Raw genomic sequence first — 19,756 nt, forward strand, 5'->3', positions numbered from 1 at the left:
CCGCTCAGTGCGCGGCGGCCTCGGCGAGGACCTTCGCAGCCAGGTGCGAGGGCATGGGCTCGTGGCGGACGAACGAGCGGGTGAAGCTGCCGCCGCCGTGGGAGAGCGAGCGCAGGTCGACCGCGTAGGTCGTGACCTCGCTGGCGGGCACCTCCGCCTTGATCATGGTGCGGCCGCCGGCGACCGGCTCCTGGCCGAGGACCCGGCCGCGCCGGCCCGACAGGTCGGACATGACGGCGCCGAGGAACTCGTCGGAGACCAGCACCGAGAGCAGGTCGACCGGCTCGAGCAGGCTGACCGCGCCCGAGGACGCCGCGTCCTTGAGGGCCAGCGCACCGGCGGTCTGGAAGGCCGCGTCGGAGGAGTCGACCGAGTGCGCCTTGCCGTCGGTCAGCGTGACGCGCAGGTCGACCACGGGGTAGCCGGCCGTGAGCCCGCGTGCCATCTGGGTGCGGACGCCCTTCTCGACCGAGCCGATGAACTGGCGGGGGACCGCGCCGCCGACGACCTTGTCGACGAACTCGAAGCCGCCGCCGACGGGCAGCGGCTCGATCTCGATGTCGACGACGGCGAACTGGCCGTGCCCGCCGGACTGCTTGACGTGTCGGCCGTGTCCCTTGGCCGGCCCGCTGAAGGTCTCGCGCAGCGACATCCGCACCGGCACGGTGTCGACCGCGACGCCGTAGCGGCCGGACAGGCGCGAGAGCACGACCTCGACGTGCGCCTCGCCCATGCACCAGAGCACGAGCTGCCCGTCGGAGATCTCCGAGTCCTCGCTGCCCTGCTCGAGGCGCAGGGTCGGGTCCTCGGCGACCAGGCGGGCCAGCGCGGTGGCGAGCTTGTCCTCGTCGGCGCGTGACCGGGCGGTGACCGCCACCGGGAGCAGCGGCTCGGGCATGGTCCAGGGCTCGACCAGCGCGGGCAGGTCCTTCGCCGACAGCGTGTCGCCGGTCTCGGCGTGGGTGAGCTTGGCGACCGCCACGACGTCGCCGGCCACGGCGTACGGCACCTGGCGCTGGCTGCGGCCGGAGGGCGAGCTCAGCGCGCCCGTGCGCTCGTCGTCGTCGTGGTCGGCGTGCCCGGTCGTGCCGCCGAAGAACGACGCCGCGTGGCCGGAGACGTGCACGGGCGCGTCGGGCAGCAGCGTGCCCGAGAAGACCCGCACCAGGCTGAGCCGCCCGACGTAGGGGTCGCTCACCGTCTTGACCACCTCGGCCACCAGCGGCCCCGAGGGGTCGGCGGACTCGATGCCCAGCGGCTGGCCGGTGGGCGTGGTCACCGCCGGCAGCGGGTGCTCGAGCGGGGTGGGGAACGCGTCGACGACGAGGTCGAGCACCTCCTGCATGCCCACGCCGGACAGCGGCGCGACGGCCAGCACCGGGTGGAAGGCGCCTCGGGCCACGGCCTTCTCGAGGTCCTCGACAACGACGCCGAGCTCGATCTCCTCGCCGGCGAGGTAGCGGTCGAGCAGCGTCTCGTCCTCGGACTCGCTGATGATCGCCTCGAGCAGCGTGCCGCGGGCGTCGACCGTCGCGTCGACGTGCTCGTGCTCGGCGGGCCGCTCGCTGCGGGACCCGCCGCTGTAGTCGACGATGCGCTGGCCGAGCAGCTCGTAGATGCCGGCCACGGAGCCGTCGTCGTCGAGCAGCGGCACGTGCAGCGGCACCACGCCGTCGCCGAAGACCCGCTGGCACACGGCGACCGCCTCGTCGAAGTCGGCGCGGTCCTTGTCGAGCTTGGTGACGACGACGGCACGCGGCATGCCGACCGCCGCGCACTCCTCCCACAGCAGCTGGGTCGAGGCGTCGAGCCCGTCGACGGCCGAGACGACGAACAGCGCCGCGTCGGCGGCCCGCAGGCCGGCCCGCAGCTCACCGACGAAGTCGGCGTAGCCGGGTGCGTCGAGCAGGTTGACCTTCGTGCCGCGGTGCCACAGCGGCGCCAGCGCCAGCGAGACCGAGCGGTGGGTGCGCAGCTCGACCTCGTCGGAGTCGCACACCGTGGTGCCGTCCTCGACGCGCCCCGCGCGCGGCACCACCCCTGCCGCCGCGAGCAGCGCCTCGGCCAGCGTCGTCTTGCCCGACCCGCTGTGGCCGACCAGCACCACGTTGCGGACCTGCTCGGGACGTTCGGCGACCGGACCGGGTCCGGTCGCCCCAGCGGGGGCGCCTGCTCTGCTCATGACGTCAGAGCCTGCTCCGTCGCACCGCTGCGGTGCAAGGAGCCGGGCCGTCCGGCACCTAGCATGGCGAGCGCGACTGACGGACGACGACGGGACGACATGCTCAACAAGTACGCGCGGGTGGCCATCGCGCGCGTGATGACCCCGCTGGCGCGCCTGCTGGTGCGTGCCGGCATCAGCCCCGACATCGTGACGCTGCTGGGGACCCTCGGCGTCTGCGCCGGCGCGCTCGGGTTCTTCCCCCGCGGCGAGCTGTTCTGGGGCACGATCGTGATCACCTGCTTCGTCTTCAGCGACGTGGTCGACGGCACCATGGCGCGCCTGTCCGGCCGCTCGTCGGTGTGGGGCGCGTGGCTCGACTCCTCGACCGACCGCGCAGGGGACGCGGCGATCTTCGGCGGCATCGCCGTCTGGGGCGCCCACGGTGGCCACGACGACTGGGTCGCCGGCCTCGCGCTCTACGGCCTGGTCGCAGGCTCGCTGGTGTCCTACGTCAAGGCGCGCGCCGAGGGCCTGGGCATGCGGGCGAACGTCGGCATCATGGAGCGCTCCGACCGGCTCGTCACCATCCTGGTCGCCGCCGGGCTCGACGGGCTCGGCGTGCCCTACGTGCTCGCCATCGCGCTGTGGGCGGTGGCGATCGGCGCCACGCTCACCGTCGTGCAGCGCACGATCCTCGTCCGCAGCCAGGCGATCGCCCTGCCCGGGGCCGACGCCGAGCGGGCGGTCTGAGCCGGGTGCCGCCACTGCGCGAGCGCGCGGCGCTGGCCGCCTACTCGCTGGGCTGGGCGGTCACGCGACGGGCGCCGGAACGTGCCGCGTACGCCGTGTTCGACGTCGTCGCGGACCTGGCCACCCGCCGCGGCGGGAAGGGCGTCGAGCGGCTGCGCGCCCACCTGGCGCGCGCCCGGCCGGACGCAGGGCCGGCCGAGCTCGACGCGCTCACTCGCGCCGCGATGCGCTCCTACCTCCGCTACTGGTGCGACGCCTTCCGGCTGCCGGGCTGGGACCGCGCCCGGGTGCTCGACCGGGTCGTCGCCGTCAACCAGGACTTCTTCGTCGACGCGATGCGCTCCGGCGGCGGCTTCGTCGGCGCGCTGCCGCACATGGGCAACTGGGACCACGCGGGCGCCTGGGCGTGCGCTGTCGGCGGGCCGGTCGCGAGCGTCGCCGAGCGGCTGCGCCCCGAGGAGCTCTTCGAGCGGTTCGTCGCCTACCGCGAGCGGCTCGGGCTGCGCATCCTGCCGCTGACGGGCGGGGGCAACGTCGTCGCCGAGCTGCGTACGTGGCTGCGCGCCGGCAACGGCGTCTGCCTGCTCTGCGACCGCGACCTCACCGCCAGCGGGGTGGAGGTCACGCTGCTGGGGGAGCCGGCGCGGCTGGCCCCCGGCCCCGCGCTGCTCGCGCTCCAGACCGGCGCGCCGCTGCACCCGATCACCGTCGCCTACGCCCCTGGCGCCCGGGCCGGTGCGCACGGCATCGTGATCACGTTCCACCCGGAGGTGCCGGTGCCGGCCACCGGGACGACGCGGGAGAAGGTGACGGCGATGACCCAGGGCGTGGCCGACGCCTTCAGCGCGGCGATCCGCGAGCGGCCCGAGGACTGGCACATGCTGCAGCGGGTCTTCAGCGCGGACGCACCGTGAGGGTGGGGCTCGTCTCGCCCTACGCGTGGGACGTCCCCGGCGGCGTGCAGTTCCACATCCGCGACCTCGCCGAGCAGCTGCTCTCGCTCGGCCACGAGGTCTCGGTGCTGACGCCCGCCGACGAGGACACCCCGCTGCCCGACTACGCGGTGTCCGCCGGGCGCGCGGTGCCGGTGCCCTACAACGGCTCGGTGGCGCGGCTCGCGTTCGGGCCGGTCTCGGCCACGCGCGTACGCCGGTGGCTGGGTGCCGGCGACTTCGACGTCGTGCACGTGCACGAGCCCGCTTCGCCGAGCCTGTCGCTGGTCACCTGCTGGGCGGCCTCCGGCCCGCTGGTGGGGACCTTCCACACCGCCAACCTGCGCTCGCGCGCCTACTCGGCGTTCTACCCGCTGCTCTACCCGGCGCTGGAGAAGCTCTCGGCCCGCGTGGCCGTCAGCGAGGACGCGCGCCGCACCGTCGTCGAGCACATCGGCGGCGACGCGGTCGTCATCCCCAACGGCGTCTACGCCGACCGGTTCGCCGACGCGGCGCCGCGGCCCGAGTGGGCGGGCGCCGGGGGCACCGTCGCCTTCCTCGGCCGCCTCGACGAGCCGCGCAAGGGCCTGCCGACCCTGCTCGCCGCGTGGCCGGCGGTCGTCGCAGCGGTGCCGGGTGCCCGGCTGCTGGTCGCCGGTCGCGGCGACGCCGACGAGGCGCGCGCCACGCTGCCCGACGGCGTGCGCGCCTCCGTCAGCTTCCTCGGCCAGGTCAGCGAGGCCGACAAGGCGCAGATGCTGCGCACCGCCGACGTCTACGTCGCCCCCAACACCGGCGGCGAGAGCTTCGGCATCGTGCTGGCCGAGGCGATGGCGGCCGGCGCCGCGGTCGTGGCGAGCGAGCTCGACGCCTTCTCGCGGGTCCTCGACGACGGGCGGGCCGGCGTGCTCGTGCCGGTCGAGGACGCGGCCGCGCTCGCCGCCGCCGTCTGCGGGCTGCTGGTCGACCCGGCCCGGCGCGCGGCGCTGCAGGAGACCGGATCGGCGGTCGTCCGCCGCTACGACTGGTCAGTGGTCACCGGGCAGGTGCTCGCGGTCTACGAGACGGTGACCGCCGGGGCCGGGCACGTGCGGCCCGACGAGCCGCGCGCCGCCGACCGCCGGCGCGGGCGGCGCTGATGCCCGCGCTCGAGGAGCTGGCGGCGCTGGTCGTGCTGGCCGGGGTGCTCGCGTGGTACCTCACCTACACCGCCGGCCGGCTCGACCGGCTGCACGGCCGGGTCGAGGGCGCGCGGGCCGCGCTCGACGCCCAGCTGGTGCGCCGGGCGACCGTGACCCTCGAGCTCGCGGGCTCTGGGCTGCTCGACCCCGCGAGCAGCGTGCTGCTCGCCGACGCCGCGCACTCGGCCCGCGTCGCCGGCGACGCCGAGCGCGAGCTCGCCGAGTCGAACCTGTCCCAGACGCTGCGGGCGGCGCTCGACGACGACGCCGTGCAGGCGCTGCGCGAGGAGGAGGGCGGCGACGAGGTGCTCGCCGACCTCGCGGCCTGCGCCATGCGCGTACGCCTGGCGCGCCGCTTCCTCAACGACGCCGTCCGCGCCACCGGGGTCGTGCGCGCCCAGCGCGTCGTGCGCTGGGCGCGGCTGGCGGGCCGGGCGGCCGCGCCGGCGGGGTTCGAGATGGACGACGAGCCGCCCCCGGCGCTCGAGGTCTGAGCAGGCTGCGGACACCGGCGCGCGGACTACGATGGAGGCCCAGCCCCGTGCCGCCCCACCCCGGAAGGTCGTCGTCGTGACCGAGCTCAACCAGCCCTCCTCCGCCTCTCCTGACGCCGCCGGCGGGAGCGCCGAGAGCGGTGTGGGCACCGCCCGGGTCAAGCGCGGCATGGCCGAGATGCTCAAGGGCGGCGTGATCATGGACGTCGTCACCCCCGAGCAGGCCAAGATCGCCGAGGACGCCGGCGCCGTCGCCGTCATGGCGCTCGAGCGGGTGCCCGCCGACATCCGCAGGCAGGGCGGCATCGCCCGCATGAGCGACCCCGACATGGTCGAGGGCATCATCGGGGCCGTCTCCATCCCGGTCATGGCGAAGGCCCGCATCGGCCACTTCGTCGAGGCCCAGGTGCTCCAGTCGCTCGGCGTCGACTACATCGACGAGTCCGAGGTGCTCAGCCCCGCCGACGAGGCGCACCACATCGACAAGTGGGCGTTCACCGCCCCCTTCGTCTGCGGTGCGACCAACCTCGGCGAGGCGCTGCGCCGCATCACCGAGGGCGCGGCCATGATCCGCAGCAAGGGCGAGGCCGGCACCGGCAACGTCATCGAGGCCACGCGCCACATGCGCCAGATCCGCGCCGACATCCGCCGGCTCGCCACCCTCGACGAGTCCGAGCTCTACCTCGCGGCCAAGGACCTCCAGGCCCCGCACGCGCTGGTCGCCGAGGTGGCGCGGCTGGGCAAGCTGCCGGTCGTGCTGTTCACCGCCGGCGGCATCGCGACCCCCGCCGACGCGGCGATGATGATGCAGCTCGGCGCCGAGGGCGTCTTCGTGGGCTCCGGCATCTTCAAGTCCGGCGACCCGGCCAAGCGCGCCGAGGCGATCGTCAAGGCCACCACGTTCCACGACGACCCCGACGTGATCGCCAAGGTCTCGCGCGGGCTCGGCGAGGCCATGGTCGGCATCAACATCTCCGAGCTGCCGGCGGACCAGCGCTTCGCCGACCGCGGCTGGTGACCGGCGCCTCCACCTCGCGGCCCGAGATCGGCGTCCTGGCACTCCAGGGCGACGTCCGCGAGCACGTGCGCGCGCTCGAGGCGGCCGGTGCGCGGGCGGTGCCCGTGCGGCGGCCCTCCGAGGTCGAGGCCGTCGACGCGCTCGTGCTGCCCGGAGGCGAGTCGACCACCATGTGGCGGCTGGCGCGCACGTTCGACGTGCTCGAGCCGCTGCGCGCCCGCATCGCGGGCGGCATGCCGGCCTACGGCTCCTGCGCGGGCATGATCCTGCTCGCCGACCGGGTGCTCGACGGGGTCGAGGGCCAGGAGACCTTCGGCGGGCTCGACATCACCGTCCGGCGCAACGCGTTCGGCCGCCAGGTCGACTCGTTCGAGGCCGACGTCGAGGTCGACGGCGTCCCCGGCGACGCCGTTCACGCCGTGTTCATCCGGGCGCCGTGGGTCGAGCAGACCGGTCCGGGCGTGCAGGAGCTCGCCCGCGTCAAGGGCGGCGCCGCCGACGGTAGGATCGTCGCCGTCCGCGGCGGGCCCACCCAGGGGCTGGTCGCGACCTCGTTCCACCCGGAGCTGACGGGCGACCTGCGCGTCCACGCGCTGTTCGTCGACGTCGTCCGCCAGAGCCTCTAGTCCAGCAGAAGGGCCGGTGAACCCGCGCGATGAGCGGCCACAGCAAATGGGCGACCACCAAGCACAAGAAGGCCGTCATCGACGCGAAGCGCGGCAAGCTCTTCGCCAAGATGATCAAGAACATCGAGGTGGCGGCCCGCACCGGCGGGGGTGACCCCGCGGGCAACCCCACGCTCTTCGACGCCATCCAGAAGGCCAAGAAGTCCTCGGTCCCCAACGACAACATCGACCGCGCGGTCAAGCGCGGGTCGGGCGCCGAGGCCGGCGGGGCCGACTACGCGACGATCATGTACGAAGGCTACGCCGCCGGCGGGGTCGCGGTGCTCGTCGAGTGCCTCACCGACAACCGCAACCGCGCGGCCGCAGACGTACGCATCGCCTTCACCCGCAACGGCGGGTCCATGGCCGACCCGGGCTCGGTGTCCTTCATGTTCAACCGCAAGGGCCTGGTCGTCGTGCCGAAGGTCGACGGCCTGACCGAGGACGACGTTCTCCTGGCGGTCATCGAGGCCGGCGGCGAGGAGGTCACCGACGACGGCGAGCAGTTCGAGGTCGTCTGCGAGGCCACCGACCTGGTCGCCGTGCGCACCGCGCTGCAGGACGCCGGCATCGACTACGACTCGGCCGACTCGACGTTCCTGCCCACGGTCAAGGTCGAGCTCGACGAGGAGGGCGCCCGCAAGGTGTTCAAGCTCATCGACGCCCTCGAGGACAGCGACGACGTGCAGGACGTCTACGCCAACTACGACGTCTCGGACGAGGTCATGGAGGCCGTGGGCTGAGGCGACACGCCGTGCGTCGCGCGGACGGCCTCGTTCTCGTCGGCGGGCGCGCTAGCGTACGCAGTCGAACAGGCGTTCGGCTGGACGGAGAGATGGCGTGCGTGTGCTGGGCGTCGACCCCGGGCTGACCCGGTGCGGCATCGGCGTCGTCGAGGGCGTGCCCGGACGGCCGCCGGTGCTCGTGGCCGTCGGAGTGGTCCGCACGCCGCCCGACGCCGGCATCGGCGAGCGGCTGGTCCTGCTCGAGCAGGGCATCGAGGCGTGGCTCGAGGCGCAGCAGCCCGAGGCGGTCGCCGTCGAGCGGGTGTTCAGCCAGCACAACGTCCGCACCGTGATGGGCACCGCCCAGGCCAGCGCCGTGGCGATCACCGCCGCCGCCCGCCGCGGGCTGCCGGTCGCGCTGCACACCCCGAGCGAGGTCAAGGCGGCGATCACCGGCTCGGGCCGGGCCGACAAGGAGCAGGTGGCGACGATGGTGACGCGCGTGCTGCGCCTGGCGGCCGCTCCGACGCCCGCCGACGCGAGCGACGCGCTCGCGCTGGCCATCTGCCACCTGTGGCGAGGTCCGGCCCAGGCGCGGCTCGCCGCGGCGCTCGGAGGCCGGCGGTGATCGCCAGCGTCGCCGGTACGGTGTCGCGCCTCACGCTCGACTCCGCGGTCGTCGAGGTGGGCGGGGTGGGCCTCGCCGTGCGCTGCACGCCCGCGACCCTCGCCGACCTGCGGCTGGGGGAGCCTGCGCGGCTGTCCACCCACTTGGTCGTCCGCGAGGACGAGCTCACGCTCTACGGGTTCGCCGACGACGACGAGCGCGCGGTCTTCGAGACGGTGCAGACCGTCTCGGGCGTCGGCCCGCGGCTCGCCCAGGCGATGCTCGCCGTGCACAGCCCCGACACCCTGCGCCGCGCGGTCGCCGCCGAGGACCTCACCACGCTCATGCGCGTCCCGGGCATCGGCAAGAAGGGCGCCCAGCGGCTCGTGCTCGAGCTGCGCGACAAGCTGGGCGCGCCGGCCGACGCTGCCGCCCCCGTCCCCGTCGGCGCCGAGCCGGCGTGGCGGGTCCAGCTCGCCGAGGCGCTGACCGGGCTCGGCTACGCCGCGCGCGACGCCGAGGCTGCCCTCGACGCGGTGGCGCCCCAGGCCGACGAGGCGCTGGCGGAGGGCCGCACGCCCGACACCGCGGCCCTGCTGCGCGCCGCACTGCGCGGGCTGAGCCGGGCGTGAGGCGCCGATGAGCAGCGAGGAGCTGCGCCTGGTCGGCGCCTCGGCCGACGCGGAGGAGCGCGCTGCCGAGATGGCGCTGCGCCCCAAGTCGCTCGACGAGTTCATCGGCCAGGACCGCGTGCGCGAGCAGCTCAGCCTGGTGCTCGACGCCGCGAAGGGCCGCGGGCGCACCGCCGACCACGTGCTGCTCTCGGGCGGTCCGGGGCTGGGGAAGACGACGCTCGCCATGATCATCGCCTCGGAGATGCAGGCGCCGCTGCGGATCACCAGCGGTCCGGCGATCACCCACGCCGGCGACCTCGCCGCGATCCTGTCGAGCCTGGCCGAGGGCGAGGTGCTCTTCCTCGACGAGGTCCACCGCATGGCCCGCCCCGCCGAGGAGCTGCTCTACATGGCCATGGAGGACTTCCGGGTCGACGTCGTGGTCGGCAAGGGGCCCGGGGCCACGGCGATCCCGCTCGAGCTGCCGGCGTTCACCCTGGTCGGCGCCACGACCCGGGCCGGCATGCTGCCCGCGCCGCTGCGCGACCGCTTCGGCTTCACCGCCCACATGGACCTCTACGAGCCCGCCGAGCTCGAGCTGGTCCTGCGCCGCTCGGCCACGCTGCTCGGGGTCGACCTGCGTCCCGACGGCGCGCGCGAGGTGGCGCTGCGCTCGCGCGGCACGCCGCGCATCGCCAACCGGCTGCTGCGCCGGGTGCGCGACTTCGCCGAGGTGCGCGGCAGCGGCGTCGTCACCGGCCCGGTGGCGGCCGCGGCGCTCGAGATCTACGAGGTCGACGCCCTGGGCCTCGACCGGCTCGACCGCGCGGTGCTCGACTCGCTGTGCCGGCTGTTCGGCGGCGGGCCGGTCGGGCTCTCCACGCTCGCGGTGGCCGTGGGGGAGGAGCCGGAGACCGTCGAGGTGGTGGCCGAGCCGTTCCTGGTGCGCGCCGGGATGCTCGCGCGCACGCCGCGCGGCCGCATCGCGACCCCTGCCGCCTGGGCGCACCTCGGCCTGGTCCCGCCGCGGGGCACGTTCGCCGGTGCGCTGACGTTGCCCTTGGAGGAGGACGACGGGTCGCGCTGACCTAGACTCCTCGCCGGCGAGCCGCAGGCCGTCGTCCGATCGCTGCACCTCCCGGAGGCGTCCCCCTCGTGCGTGGCCTGGCCAACCTGCTTCCGCTGCTGCTGATCGCAGGCGTGTTCTGGCTGCTCGTGCTGCGCCCGGCACAGGCCAGGCGCCAGCAGGCCGCGCAGGTGCAGGCCGAGCTCGCGCCCGGCGCGCGCATCGTGACGACCTCGGGGCTGTTCGCCACCGTCCTGGCGGTCGAGGGCGACGTGATGCTGCTCGAGACGGCGCCCGGGGTGACCAGCCGGTGGGCGCGCGGCGCCCTGGGCCGGGTGCTCGACCCTGACGACTCCCTCCACCCCGACGACCGGCTCGACCCCGACGACCCGCCGCCCGACGGCGGCTGACGGCGGCTCAGGGCGCGGCGGCGTACGACGCCCCGGCGCACTGCGTCACACTGTCCTGATGTGCCCACCGGCGAGAGCCGGTGGCGAACGGTCGGCCTCGACGGTCGCGGCCGATCCCGACGACGTGCAAGGAGACGACCGGTGGCGAAGAGCCAGCAGTCGCGCAACATGAGCCCCGGACGGGCTCTCGCGCTCATGGCCCTCGTGGTCGCCGTGCTGTTCGGGGCGATCGGCATCGGGGTCGCCACGAGCGACGACCGCGGCTGGACCCCGAAGCTGGGCCTCGACCTCGAGGGCGGCAGCACGCTGACGCTGACCCCGCTGCCCGGCCAGGGCAGCAAGGTGACGACGGACAACATCAACGAGGCCGTCAGCATCATCAGCCAGCGCATCAACGCCTCGGGCGTCGGCGAGAGCGAGGTCACCAGCCAGGGCACCGGCTCAGGGCGCAGCATCGTCGTCTCGGTCCCCGGCAAGCAGAACAACAAGCTGCTCGAGGACGCCGCGCGCACCGCCCAGCTGCGCATCCGCCAGGTGCTCGTGCAGACCTCGGCCGCCGCGACGCCGGCGACGAGCACGGAGCCCAGCGCCGCGGCGACGCCCGTGCCGAGCTCCTCGGAGACCGCCGGCTCGTCCGCCTCGCCCTCGCCGTCCACCAGCACGCAGGGCCGCACCGTCTCGCAGGGCCTGCTCTCCGCGGCGGCCGCCGCGACGCCGGCGTCCTCCGCCGCAGCGACGCCCGCGTCCTCTGCCGCCGCGACGCCCGCAGCGACCCCTGGCGCGACGCCCGCGCCGTCGCCCGGGGCCACGGTGACCGCCGACGAGGTGCAGAAGGAGCTGTCGGCCTACGCAAAGCAGCTCGCGACGCAGTACGCCGCCGGCACCGACGTGACCGCGCAGCTGCAGGCCGCGCCGTGCCCGCCCGGCAACCGGATCGACCCGACGTACGACTCCGAGAACGACCCGGTCATCGCCTGCGACGGCGCGCAGAAGTACCTCCTGGCCAAGGCCGACCTGGTGGGCCGCGACATCAGCGACGCGTTCGGCGAGCCCGAGACCAACTCCCAGGGCCAGTCGCTGAGCAGCTGGCAGGTGAGCCTCAACTTCACCGGCTCGGGCTCGAAGAAGTGGAGCGCGCTGACCAAGCGCGTGGCCGCGCTCACCGGCACTGCGAAGCCGAACCTGATCTCCATCGAGCTCGACGGCGGCATCATCTCGACCGCGACGGTCGAGCAGCAGCTCTCCGACAACTCGCGCATCACCGGCTCGTTCAGCGCGTCGGAGGCCAAGACCCTCGGCCGCCAGATCAAGTTCGGCGCGCTGCCGATCTCGTTCGCGCCCGGCAACGTCCAGACGATCTCGCCGACCCTCGGCAACGACCAGCTCACCGGCGGCCTGCTCGCGGGCGGCATCGGGCTCGCGCTCGTCGTGCTCTACTCGCTGCTCTACTACCGCGGGCTCGGGCTGGTGAGCGTCGCGAGCCTGGCCTGCTCGGCGCTGGTGACCTACGGGATCATCACCTTCCTGAGCAACCAGCAGGGCCTGGCGCTGAGCCTGTCGAGCATCGCCGGTCTCATCGTGGCCATCGGCATCACCGCCGACTCGTTCATCGTCTACTTCGAACGACTGCGCGACGAGGTCCGCGAGGGCCGCACCCTGCGCGTGGCGGTCGAGACCGGCTGGACCCGCGCCCGGCGCACGATCCTGACGGCCGACTTCGTCTCGTTCCTCGCCGCCGCCGTGCTCTACGTGCTCTCGGTCGGCAGCGTCCGCGGCTTCGCCTACACCCTGGGCCTCACGACGATCGTCGACGTCATCATCGTGTTCCTCTTCACCAAGCCACTGGTCACCCTGGCTGCGCGCAGCTCGTTCTTCACCGGCGGCCACCCGTGGTCCGGGCTCGACCCGCGCAGGCTGGGTGCGAAGCCCAGGCCGGCCGCCCCCGTGCGCACCCGCCCGCGCGCCACCGACCCCAGCACCGTCCGCGGACAGGAGGCCTGACATGTCGAGGCTCGGCAACATCGGCAACGGCCTCTACCGCGGCGAGGTCTCCTACGACTTCGTCGGCAACCAGAAGCGCTGGTACGCGATCAGCGGGCTGATCCTGCTGATCACCGTCGCGGCGCTCGTCTTCCACCCCCTCCAGCTCGGCATCGAGTTCAAGGGCGGCGCGGAGTTCCAGGTCAACGGGACCTCGTCCTGCTCGGTCGCCGACGCGCGAGCCGCTGCCTCCGACGTCACCGGCACCGAGGTCATCGCCCAGCGCATCGGCAGCGGCGGCTCGGCCAGCGTCCGGGTGCAGACCAAGGAGCTCGCGACGCAGGAGCTGCGCGTCGAGGTGCAGGAGGCGATCGCCAAGGCGTGCGGCGTCCAGGCCGACGACGTCAGCAGCAGCCAGGTCAGCGGCAGCTGGGGCGCCGACATCTCCAAGAAGGCGCTGCGCGGCCTGATCGTCTTCCTGGTGCTGGTGGCCCTCTACATGGCCGCCGCCTTCCGCGAGTGGAAGATGTCGGTCGCCGCCCTCGTCGCGCTGGCCCACGACCTCGTGATCACCGCCGGCGTCTACGCGCTCGTCGGCTTCGAGGTCACGCCCGCCACGGTCGTCGGCATCCTGACCATCCTCGGCTACTCGCTCTACGACACCGTCGTCGTCTTCGACAAGGTCCGCGAGAACACCGCCGGCATCCAGGGCGGCAGCCGATACACCTACAGCGGCGCAGCGAACCTCGCGGTCAACCAGACCCTGGTGCGCTCGATCAACACCAGCGTCATCGCCCTGCTCCCCGTCGCGGGCATCCTGTTCGTCGGCGTCGGCATCCTGGGCGCCGGTGCCATGAAGGACATCGCGCTCGCGCTGTTCGTCGGCATCGCGGCCGGCACCTACTCCTCGATCTTCATCGCCACCCCGCTGCTCGCCGACCTCAAGGAGCGCGAGCCGGGGATGCGTGCGCTGGCCAAGCGGGTCGCGGCGCGCAACGCCGCCGTGTCGAAGGGCGCGCCGGCTGCGAGAGGTGGCGCGACGAGCGGCGCGGCCGCGCCGGCCCGCTCGGGCGGTGCCACGGCGCTGCTCGTCGACCCCGACGGCGAGGTGGAGCCGGTCGTGACCGACGCGGAGGCGCCCGTCGCGGAGCCGACCGCTCCGTCCGACGGTGCCGCACGCGTGCGCCGCCCGGCCTCTGCCGGCCAGCGCTCGCAGCCGCGGCGCAACGGCCCGAACCGACCGGGCAAGCGGCGCTGAGCGCGCCGGCGGGGGAGGACGCGGCCCGCCTCGCGTCGCTGGTCGCCGACTTCCCGGACTTCCCGCGCCCCGGCGTGCTGTTCAAGGACATCTCGCCGCTGCTGGCCGACGCCGACGCCTTCGCCCGCGTGGTGGCCGCGATGGCCGCGCTCGCCGAGGACGTCGACCTCGTGGCCGGCGTCGAGGCGCGGGGGTTCGTCGTCGCCGCGCCCGCCGCGCACGCGGCCGGGCGCGGCTTCGTCGCGCTGCGCAAGGCGGGCAAGCTGCCCGGGCGCACGCTGCGGGCGAGCTACGCGCTGGAGTACGCGACGGCCGAGCTCGAGGTGCGCCCCGACGTCGTGCCCGCCGGAGCTCGCGTGCTCCTCGTCGACGACGTGCTGGCGACCGGCGGCACCCTCGTGGCGGGCGCCTCGCTTCTCGAGAGCTGCGGCGCGCAGGTCGTGCGGGTCGCGGTGCTGCTCGAGATCGCGGCCCTCGGCGGGCGCGCGCAGCTGGCCGGCCGCGAGGTGCACGCGCTGCTCCAGGCCTGAGCTGTGCGGCGGTCCGACGGCCGGCTGACGCACGGGTGCAGTACACGCATAGACTGACCGCACCGGGCAGGAGGTGCGAGTGGCGGACGAGCGTGCGGTCGTCGCGGTCGAGGCAGACCGTTCGGGTCCCGCTGCGCCCCTCGAGGTCACCGACGTCCCTGCACCCGCGCCTGAGGCGCCCACGACCACGCGGATGCGCAAGCGGCTGGCCCGCCTCGGCGCCCAGCGCAGCACCAACCCCGTGCTCGAGCCGCTGTTCCGCACCGTGCTCGCCACCCATCCCAAGGCCGACCTGCGCGACCTCGAACGCGCCTACGAGGTGGCCGAGCGCTGCCACCGCGGCCAGCGCCGCCGCAGCGGTGACCCCTACATCACCCATCCGCTGGCCGTGGCGACGATCCTGGCCGAGCTCGGCATGACCACGCCGACCCTGTGCGCGGCGCTGCTCCACGACACCGTCGAGGACACCGACTACACCCTCGAGCAGGTCAGCTCCGACTTCGGGCCCGAGATCGCCGGTCTGGTCGACGGCGTGACCAAGCTCGACAAGGTCAAGTACGGCGACGCGGCGCAGGCCGAGACCGTGCGCAAGATGGTCGTCGCGATGTCGCGCGACATCCGCGTGCTGGTCATCAAGCTGGCCGACCGTCTGCACAACGCCCGCACCTGGCGCTACATCCCCGCGGAGAAGGCCGAGTCGAAGGCGCGCGAGACCCTCGAGATCTACGCCCCGCTGGCCCACCGGCTCGGCATGAACACCATCAAGTGGGAGCTCGAGGACCTCTCGTTCGCGACGCTCTACCCCAAGATGTACGACGAGATCGTGCGCCTGGTCGCCGACCGCGCGCCCAGCCGCGACGACTTCCTCGCCGGCGTGATCGACAGCGTGACCGCCGACCTGCGTGAGGCCAAGATCAAGGCGGTCGTCACCGGCCGGCCCAAGCACTACTACTCCGTCTACCAGAAGATGATCGTGCGCGGCCGCGACTTCGCCGACATCTACGACCTGGTCGGCATCCGCATCCTGGTCGACTCTGTGCGCGACTGCTACGCGGTGCTCGGCTCGGTTCACGCGCGGTGGAACCCGGTGCCCGGCCGGTTCAAGGACTACATCGCGATGCCCAAGTTCAACCTCTACCAGTCGCTGCACACCACGGTGATCGGGCCGGAGGGCAAGCCGGTCGAGCTGCAGATCCGCACGCACGCGATGCACCGGCGGGCCGAGTACGGCGTGGCCGCCCACTGGAAGTACAAGGAGGACGGCACCCGCAGCGGGACGAGCGTCGCGGAGCCCTCCGGCAGCCAGGACATGGCCTGGCTCAAGCAGCTGCTGGACTGGCAGAAGGAGACCTCCGACCCGGGCGAGTTCCTCGACTCGCTGCGCTTCGACCTCTCGAGCGCCGAGGTCTACGTCTTCACCCCCAAGGGCGACGTCGTCTCCCTGCCGGCGGGCTCGACCCCGGTCGACTTCGCCTACGCCGTCCACACCGAGGTAGGCCACCGCACGATCGGTGCGCGGGTCAACGGCCGGCTCGTGCCGCTCGAGAGCAAGCTCGACAACGGCGACGTCGTGGAGATCTTCACCTCCAAGGCGGCGACCGCCGGCCCGTCGCGCGACTGGCTCGGCTTCGTCGCCTCGCCCCGCGCCCGCAACAAGATCCGCCACTGGTTCTCCAAGGAGCGGCGCGAGGAGGCCATCGAGCACGGCAAGGACTCCCTCGCCCGCGCGCTGCGCAAGCAGGGCCTGCCCCTCCAGCGCATGCTCTCGAGCGAGATCCTCACCGCGCTCGCGGCCGAGCTGCGCTACCCCGACATCTCCGGGCTCTACGCCGCGATCGGCGAGGGCCACGTCAGCGCGCAGTCCGTGGTCAGCAAGCTGGTGCAGTCGTTCGGCGGCGAGGAGGGCACCTCCGAGGACCTCGCCGAGGCGACGGTCCCCAGCTCGGCACGGCTGGCCCGCGGGCGGGCCCGCCCGGGCGGCGACCCCGGCGTCATCGTCACCGGAGCGCCTGACGTCTGGGTGAAGCTGGCCCGCTGCTGCACCCCGGTGCCGGGCGACCCCATCGTCGGGTTCGTGACGCGCGGCAACGGCGTCTCGGTGCACCGCGGCGACTGCGTCAACGTGGCTGCGCAGGGCCTCGACCCCGAGCGCATGGTCGGCGTCGAATGGGCGCCCACCGCGTCCAGCGTCTTCCTCGTCGCGATCCAGGTCGAGGCGCTCGACCGCTCGCGGCTGCTCTCCGACGTCACGCGTGCGCTGTCCGACCAGCACGTCAACATCCTCTCGGCCTCGGTCACCACCACCCGCGACCGCGTGGCCGTCTCGCGCTTCACCTTCGAGATGGGCGACACCAAGCACCTGGGCCACGTGCTCAAGGCGGTGCGCAGCGTCGAGGGCGTCTTCGACGTCTACCGGATCACCAGCGCCGCACCCGCCCTGGGCTAGCCTGCAGCTCCCCACCTCCTCGAGCAGGGACGGCCACATGTCCACAGCCCCGACGTCGGCGGCCTCGCGGATCAGCGGTGTCGAGGTGCGCAGCATCGACTACGTGCCGCTCGACGAGCGGCACGGCAAGGTCTGGAGCCAGGGACCGCTGTGGTTCATGAGCAACGCCCAGATCGCGACGCTCGCCGTAGGCGTGACCTCGGTGACGCTGGGCGGCAACCTGATCTGGTCGCTGCTCGCCATCGTGCTGGGTGCCCTGATCGGCACGCTGTTCATGGCCTTCCACAGTGCCCAGGGCCCGCAGCTCGGCCTGCCGCAGATGATCCAGTCGCGCCCGCAGTTCGGCTACGTCGGCGCGCTGCTGGTCTGGGCGTTCGCCTACCTGCAGTACGCCGGGTTCAACATCTTCAACACCATCCTGGCCGGCGACGGGCTGCACAGCACGGTCCACGGCCCGGCCAAGATGTGGATCGTCATCGCCACGGTGCTCGCAGCGGTCGTGGCGCTGGTCGGCTACGACCTCATCCACCGCGTCGAGCGCTACCTCGCCTTCGGCTTCCTGGTCATCTTCGGTCTGCTCACGATCGGCGTGCTGACGTTGAACTACCCGCCGGGGTCGTTCGACCTGGGTGGCTTCAAGTGGACTCCGTTCCTCGCCCAGTTCGGCGTCGTGGCGGGCTACCAGATCAGCTGGGCCATCTACGTCTCCGACTACTCGCGATACCTCCCGCCCGACGTCACGGTGCGCAAGACGTTCTACTGGACCTACGGCGGCTCGGCGCTCGGCGCCATCTGGCTGATGTGCCTCGGCTCGGCACTGGCCGCGTGGGCGGGGGAGCAGTTCGACACGATCAGCTCGCTCAAGGGCGCCGGCAACAACATCTTCGACGGCTTCGGTCCGATAGTGGTGCTGTTCTCGACCCTCGGCCTGGTCGCCGTCACCGCGCTCAACATGTACGGCGGGTCGCTCACAGCGATCAGCGCGGTCGACTCGCTGAAGAAGGTGCGGCCCACCATGACGATCCGCGTCGTCACGGTGCTGGGCACTGCGGTCCTGAGCCTCGTGCCGGCGCTGCTCAGCGGTGAGTCGTTCCAGGAGAACTTCGAGTTCTTCCTGCTCCTGGTGCTCTACCTGTTCATCCCATGGACCGCGGTCAACCTCGTCGACTACTACGTGGTCCGCCGTGGTCACTACGCCATCGCCGAGATCTTCAACCCCGACGGCATCTACGGTCGCTGGGGCTGGAACGGCATCATCGCCTATTGCGTCGGCTTCGCTGCGATGCTGCCGTTCTTCAGCACCAGCAAGTACTCCGGCTGGGTCGCGAATGCGCTCGACGGTGCCGACCTCTCGCTGTTCGTCGGCCTGCCGGTCGCAGGCATCCTCTACTACGTGCTGAGCAAGAACCTCGACCTCGCCGGCGAGGAGCGGCTGTCGCGCGAGGAGGCCGTCGAGCTCGAGGCCGCGGCGCGGGCGCACGGGCGGCCCGAGGGCCACCACGCGTGAGCACCGACGCGTGGGACAAGGCCGCAGACGTACGCGCCGGCCGGGTCTCGTCGGTCGAGCTGGTGACCGCCGCGCTCGAGCGCCTCGAGCAGACCCAGCCGGAGCTCAACGCCTTCACCCAGGTCTTCGCCGAGCAGGCGCTCGACGACGCGCGGGCGGCCGACGACCGCGTACGCAGCGGTCGCGACCACCCGCCGCTGCTGGGGTTGCCGGTCTCGGTCAAGGACCACATCTGGATGGCGGGGGTGCCCGCCACCAACGGATCCGTGGCGCTGCGCGACTTCGTGCCGCCGGAGGACGCGGTGGCGGTCACGCGCCTGCGGGAGGCCGGTGCTGTCGTCGTCGGCAAGACGAACAACCCCGAGTTCTGCTACCGCGCCTACACCGACAACGCGCTCTACGGCCTGACCCGCAACCCGTGGGACCTGTCGCGCACGCCGGGCGGGTCGAGCGGGGGAGCGGGCGCCTCGGTCGCCGCCGGCGTCACCGACGTGGCGCTCGGCACCGACGGCGGCGGGTCGATCCGCATCCCGGCGGCGTTCTGCGGCGTCGTCGGGCACAAGCCGACCTTCGGCCGGGTGCCGAAGGAGCCGGGGTTCAAGGGCTGGAAGACGCTGTCGGTCGACGGGCCGCTCACGCGCTCCGTGCGCGACGCCGCCCTGGCACTGCAGGTGCTCTCGGGTGCAGCGCCAGGCGACGACATGACCTGGCCCAGCGAGGCGGTCGACCTCGCCCGCGTCGACGAGGTCTCGCTCGACCTCCGCGGCCTGCGCGTCGCCTGGTCGGCCGACCTCGGCGTCTCACCCGTCGACGACCAGGTGCGCGACGCCTTCATCGCGGTGCTCGAGGTGCTCGAGGGTCTCGGCGCGCGGCTGGAGGAAGCCGCTCCCGTCACGGAGCACCCGGCTCCGCTGTGGAACTCGCTGGCCCTGGTCGAGGGCTACTCCTCGGAAGGCCCGCTGCTCGAGCGCTTCCGCGACGTCATGACGCCGGGGACGGCCGAGATCATCGAGGCCGGCGCCGCCGCGAGCGGCTGGGAGTACGTCGACGCCCTCCACGCCAAGGGCCGCTTCACCCGTGCCTGGGAGGAGTTCTTCACCCACCACGACCTCGTGCTGACCCCGTCGATGCCGGTCACGGCGTTCGGCGTCGAGCACCAGACGCCGCAGGAGGTGGGCGGCCGCCCGGTCGACCCCTTCTTCGACGACTGGTGCGCGCTCGCCCTGCCCGCCAACCTCGCCGGCCTGCCCGCGACGTCGGTGCCGTGCGGGCTGGCGGCCGACGGGCTGCCCGTCGGCCTGCAGGTGATGGGGCCGCGCTGGGCCGACGGGCTCACCCTCGCCTTCGCCGCTCTGGTCGAGAAGGCCGTGCCCTGGCAGGGCTTCGTCCCGTCCGCGGGCTGAGCGGGG

General features: G+C 73.4%; 18 protein-coding genes. 17 read left to right on the forward strand and 1 reads right to left on the reverse strand.

The genetic code is table 11. The features are described from left to right. Window positions 1–4 precede the first annotated feature (4 nt). A complete protein-coding gene (locus tag CLV35_RS06960) occupies window positions 5–2,182 on the reverse strand; it encodes an elongation factor G-like protein EF-G2 (RefSeq protein ID WP_121192724.1) in 2,178 nt (725 codons plus the stop codon). A 99-nt stretch (window positions 2,183–2,281) separates the two neighbouring features. Here CLV35_RS06960 and pgsA point away from each other — a divergent pair, with 99 nt between their 5' ends. From pgsA to CLV35_RS07045, 17 genes are all read left to right on the forward strand, one after another. Further along, entirely contained in the window at window positions 2,282–2,914 is a 633-nt protein-coding gene (gene pgsA, locus CLV35_RS06965; RefSeq protein WP_121192725.1) for a phosphatidylinositol phosphate synthase, read from the forward strand. 5 nt (window positions 2,915–2,919) lie between these two features. Continuing rightward, a complete protein-coding gene (locus CLV35_RS06970) occupies window positions 2,920–3,828 on the forward strand; it encodes a phosphatidylinositol mannoside acyltransferase (RefSeq protein ID WP_121192726.1) in 909 nt (302 codons plus the stop codon). Beyond that, window positions 3,825–4,985, forward strand: a complete 1,161-nt coding sequence (locus CLV35_RS06975; protein ID WP_121192727.1) for a glycosyltransferase family 4 protein — start codon at window positions 3,825–3,827, stop codon at window positions 4,983–4,985. The genes CLV35_RS06970 and CLV35_RS06975 overlap by 4 nt, the downstream gene beginning before the upstream one ends. Next, a complete protein-coding gene (locus CLV35_RS06980) occupies window positions 4,985–5,521 on the forward strand; it encodes a LemA family protein (protein ID WP_121192728.1) in 537 nt (178 codons plus the stop codon). Before CLV35_RS06975 ends, CLV35_RS06980 begins: the two co-directional genes overlap by 1 nt. A 76-nt stretch (window positions 5,522–5,597) precedes the next feature. After that, window positions 5,598–6,539, forward strand: a complete 942-nt coding sequence (gene pdxS, locus CLV35_RS06985) for a pyridoxal 5'-phosphate synthase lyase subunit PdxS (RefSeq protein ID WP_407938190.1) — start codon at window positions 5,598–5,600, stop codon at window positions 6,537–6,539. Further along, complete coding sequence (gene pdxT / locus CLV35_RS06990) at window positions 6,536–7,165, forward strand: pyridoxal 5'-phosphate synthase glutaminase subunit PdxT (RefSeq protein ID WP_183061855.1); 630 nt, start codon at window positions 6,536–6,538, stop codon at window positions 7,163–7,165. The genes pdxS and pdxT overlap by 4 nt, the downstream gene beginning before the upstream one ends. 29 nt (window positions 7,166–7,194) lie before the next feature. Then, window positions 7,195–7,947: a YebC/PmpR family DNA-binding transcriptional regulator gene (locus CLV35_RS06995; RefSeq protein WP_121192729.1), complete on the forward strand. Its 753-nt coding sequence runs from the start codon at window positions 7,195–7,197 to the stop codon at window positions 7,945–7,947. 97 nt (window positions 7,948–8,044) lie between these two features. Further along, window positions 8,045–8,557, forward strand: a complete 513-nt coding sequence (ruvC, locus tag CLV35_RS07000; RefSeq protein ID WP_121192730.1) for a crossover junction endodeoxyribonuclease RuvC — start codon at window positions 8,045–8,047, stop codon at window positions 8,555–8,557. After that, entirely contained in the window at window positions 8,554–9,168 is a 615-nt protein-coding gene (gene ruvA / locus CLV35_RS07005; RefSeq protein WP_121192731.1) for a Holliday junction branch migration protein RuvA, read from the forward strand. The genes ruvC and ruvA overlap by 4 nt, the downstream gene beginning before the upstream one ends. Window positions 9,169–9,175: 7 nt before the next feature. Then, window positions 9,176–10,237: a Holliday junction branch migration DNA helicase RuvB gene (gene ruvB, locus CLV35_RS07010; RefSeq protein WP_121192732.1), complete on the forward strand. Its 1,062-nt coding sequence runs from the start codon at window positions 9,176–9,178 to the stop codon at window positions 10,235–10,237. Window positions 10,238–10,305: 68 nt separating this feature from the next. Next, on the forward strand, window positions 10,306–10,626 hold the full coding sequence (yajC, locus tag CLV35_RS07015) for a preprotein translocase subunit YajC (protein WP_183061856.1): 321 nt from the start codon (window positions 10,306–10,308) through the stop codon (window positions 10,624–10,626). Between the two features lie 141 nt (window positions 10,627–10,767). Beyond that, window positions 10,768–12,627 (forward strand): protein translocase subunit SecD, encoded by a 1,860-nt coding sequence (gene secD, locus CLV35_RS07020; protein ID WP_231121567.1) that lies wholly within the window; start codon window positions 10,768–10,770, stop codon window positions 12,625–12,627. Between the two features lies 1 nt (window position 12,628). Then, window positions 12,629–13,864 (forward strand): protein translocase subunit SecF, encoded by a 1,236-nt coding sequence (secF, locus tag CLV35_RS07025; protein WP_121192734.1) that lies wholly within the window; start codon window positions 12,629–12,631, stop codon window positions 13,862–13,864. Then, entirely contained in the window at window positions 13,861–14,394 is a 534-nt protein-coding gene (locus CLV35_RS07030; RefSeq protein ID WP_121192998.1) for an adenine phosphoribosyltransferase, read from the forward strand. The genes secF and CLV35_RS07030 overlap by 4 nt, the downstream gene beginning before the upstream one ends. Window positions 14,395–14,587: 193 nt before the next feature. Beyond that, the gene (locus CLV35_RS07035; protein WP_121192997.1) at window positions 14,588–16,840 is read left to right on the forward strand and encodes a RelA/SpoT family protein; all 2,253 of its coding nucleotides are present in this window, start codon (window positions 14,588–14,590) and stop codon (window positions 16,838–16,840) included. A 37-nt stretch (window positions 16,841–16,877) separates the two neighbouring features. Further along, a complete protein-coding gene (locus CLV35_RS07040; protein ID WP_183061857.1) occupies window positions 16,878–18,347 on the forward strand; it encodes a purine-cytosine permease family protein in 1,470 nt (489 codons plus the stop codon). Continuing rightward, entirely contained in the window at window positions 18,344–19,750 is a 1,407-nt protein-coding gene (locus CLV35_RS07045) for an amidase (protein ID WP_121192735.1), read from the forward strand. The genes CLV35_RS07040 and CLV35_RS07045 overlap by 4 nt, the downstream gene beginning before the upstream one ends. Window positions 19,751–19,756 lie beyond the last annotated feature (6 nt).

Source organism: Motilibacter peucedani, assembly GCF_003634695.1.
GTDB lineage: Bacteria > Actinomycetota > Actinomycetes > Motilibacterales > Motilibacteraceae > Motilibacter > Motilibacter peucedani.

Bases quoted from the DNA above. Each gene is read 5' to 3' on its own strand.
- CLV35_RS06960 (WP_121192724.1), bottom strand. From the start codon at position 2,182: ATGAGCAGAGCAGGCGCCCCCGCTGGGGCGACCGGACCCGGTCCGGTC.
- CLV35_RS06980 (WP_121192728.1), top strand. From the start codon at position 4,985: ATGCCCGCGCTCGAGGAGCTGGCGGCGCTGGTCGTGCTGGCCGGGGTG.
- secF (WP_121192734.1), top strand. From the start codon at position 12,629: ATGTCGAGGCTCGGCAACATCGGCAACGGCCTCTACCGCGGCGAGGTC.
- ruvB (WP_121192732.1), top strand. From the start codon at position 9,176: ATGAGCAGCGAGGAGCTGCGCCTGGTCGGCGCCTCGGCCGACGCGGAG.
- pgsA (WP_121192725.1), top strand. From the start codon at position 2,282: ATGCTCAACAAGTACGCGCGGGTGGCCATCGCGCGCGTGATGACCCCG.
- CLV35_RS07040 (WP_183061857.1), top strand. From the start codon at position 16,878: ATGTCCACAGCCCCGACGTCGGCGGCCTCGCGGATCAGCGGTGTCGAG.
- CLV35_RS06995 (WP_121192729.1), top strand. From the start codon at position 7,195: ATGAGCGGCCACAGCAAATGGGCGACCACCAAGCACAAGAAGGCCGTC.
- CLV35_RS07035 (WP_121192997.1), top strand. From the start codon at position 14,588: ATGCGCAAGCGGCTGGCCCGCCTCGGCGCCCAGCGCAGCACCAACCCC.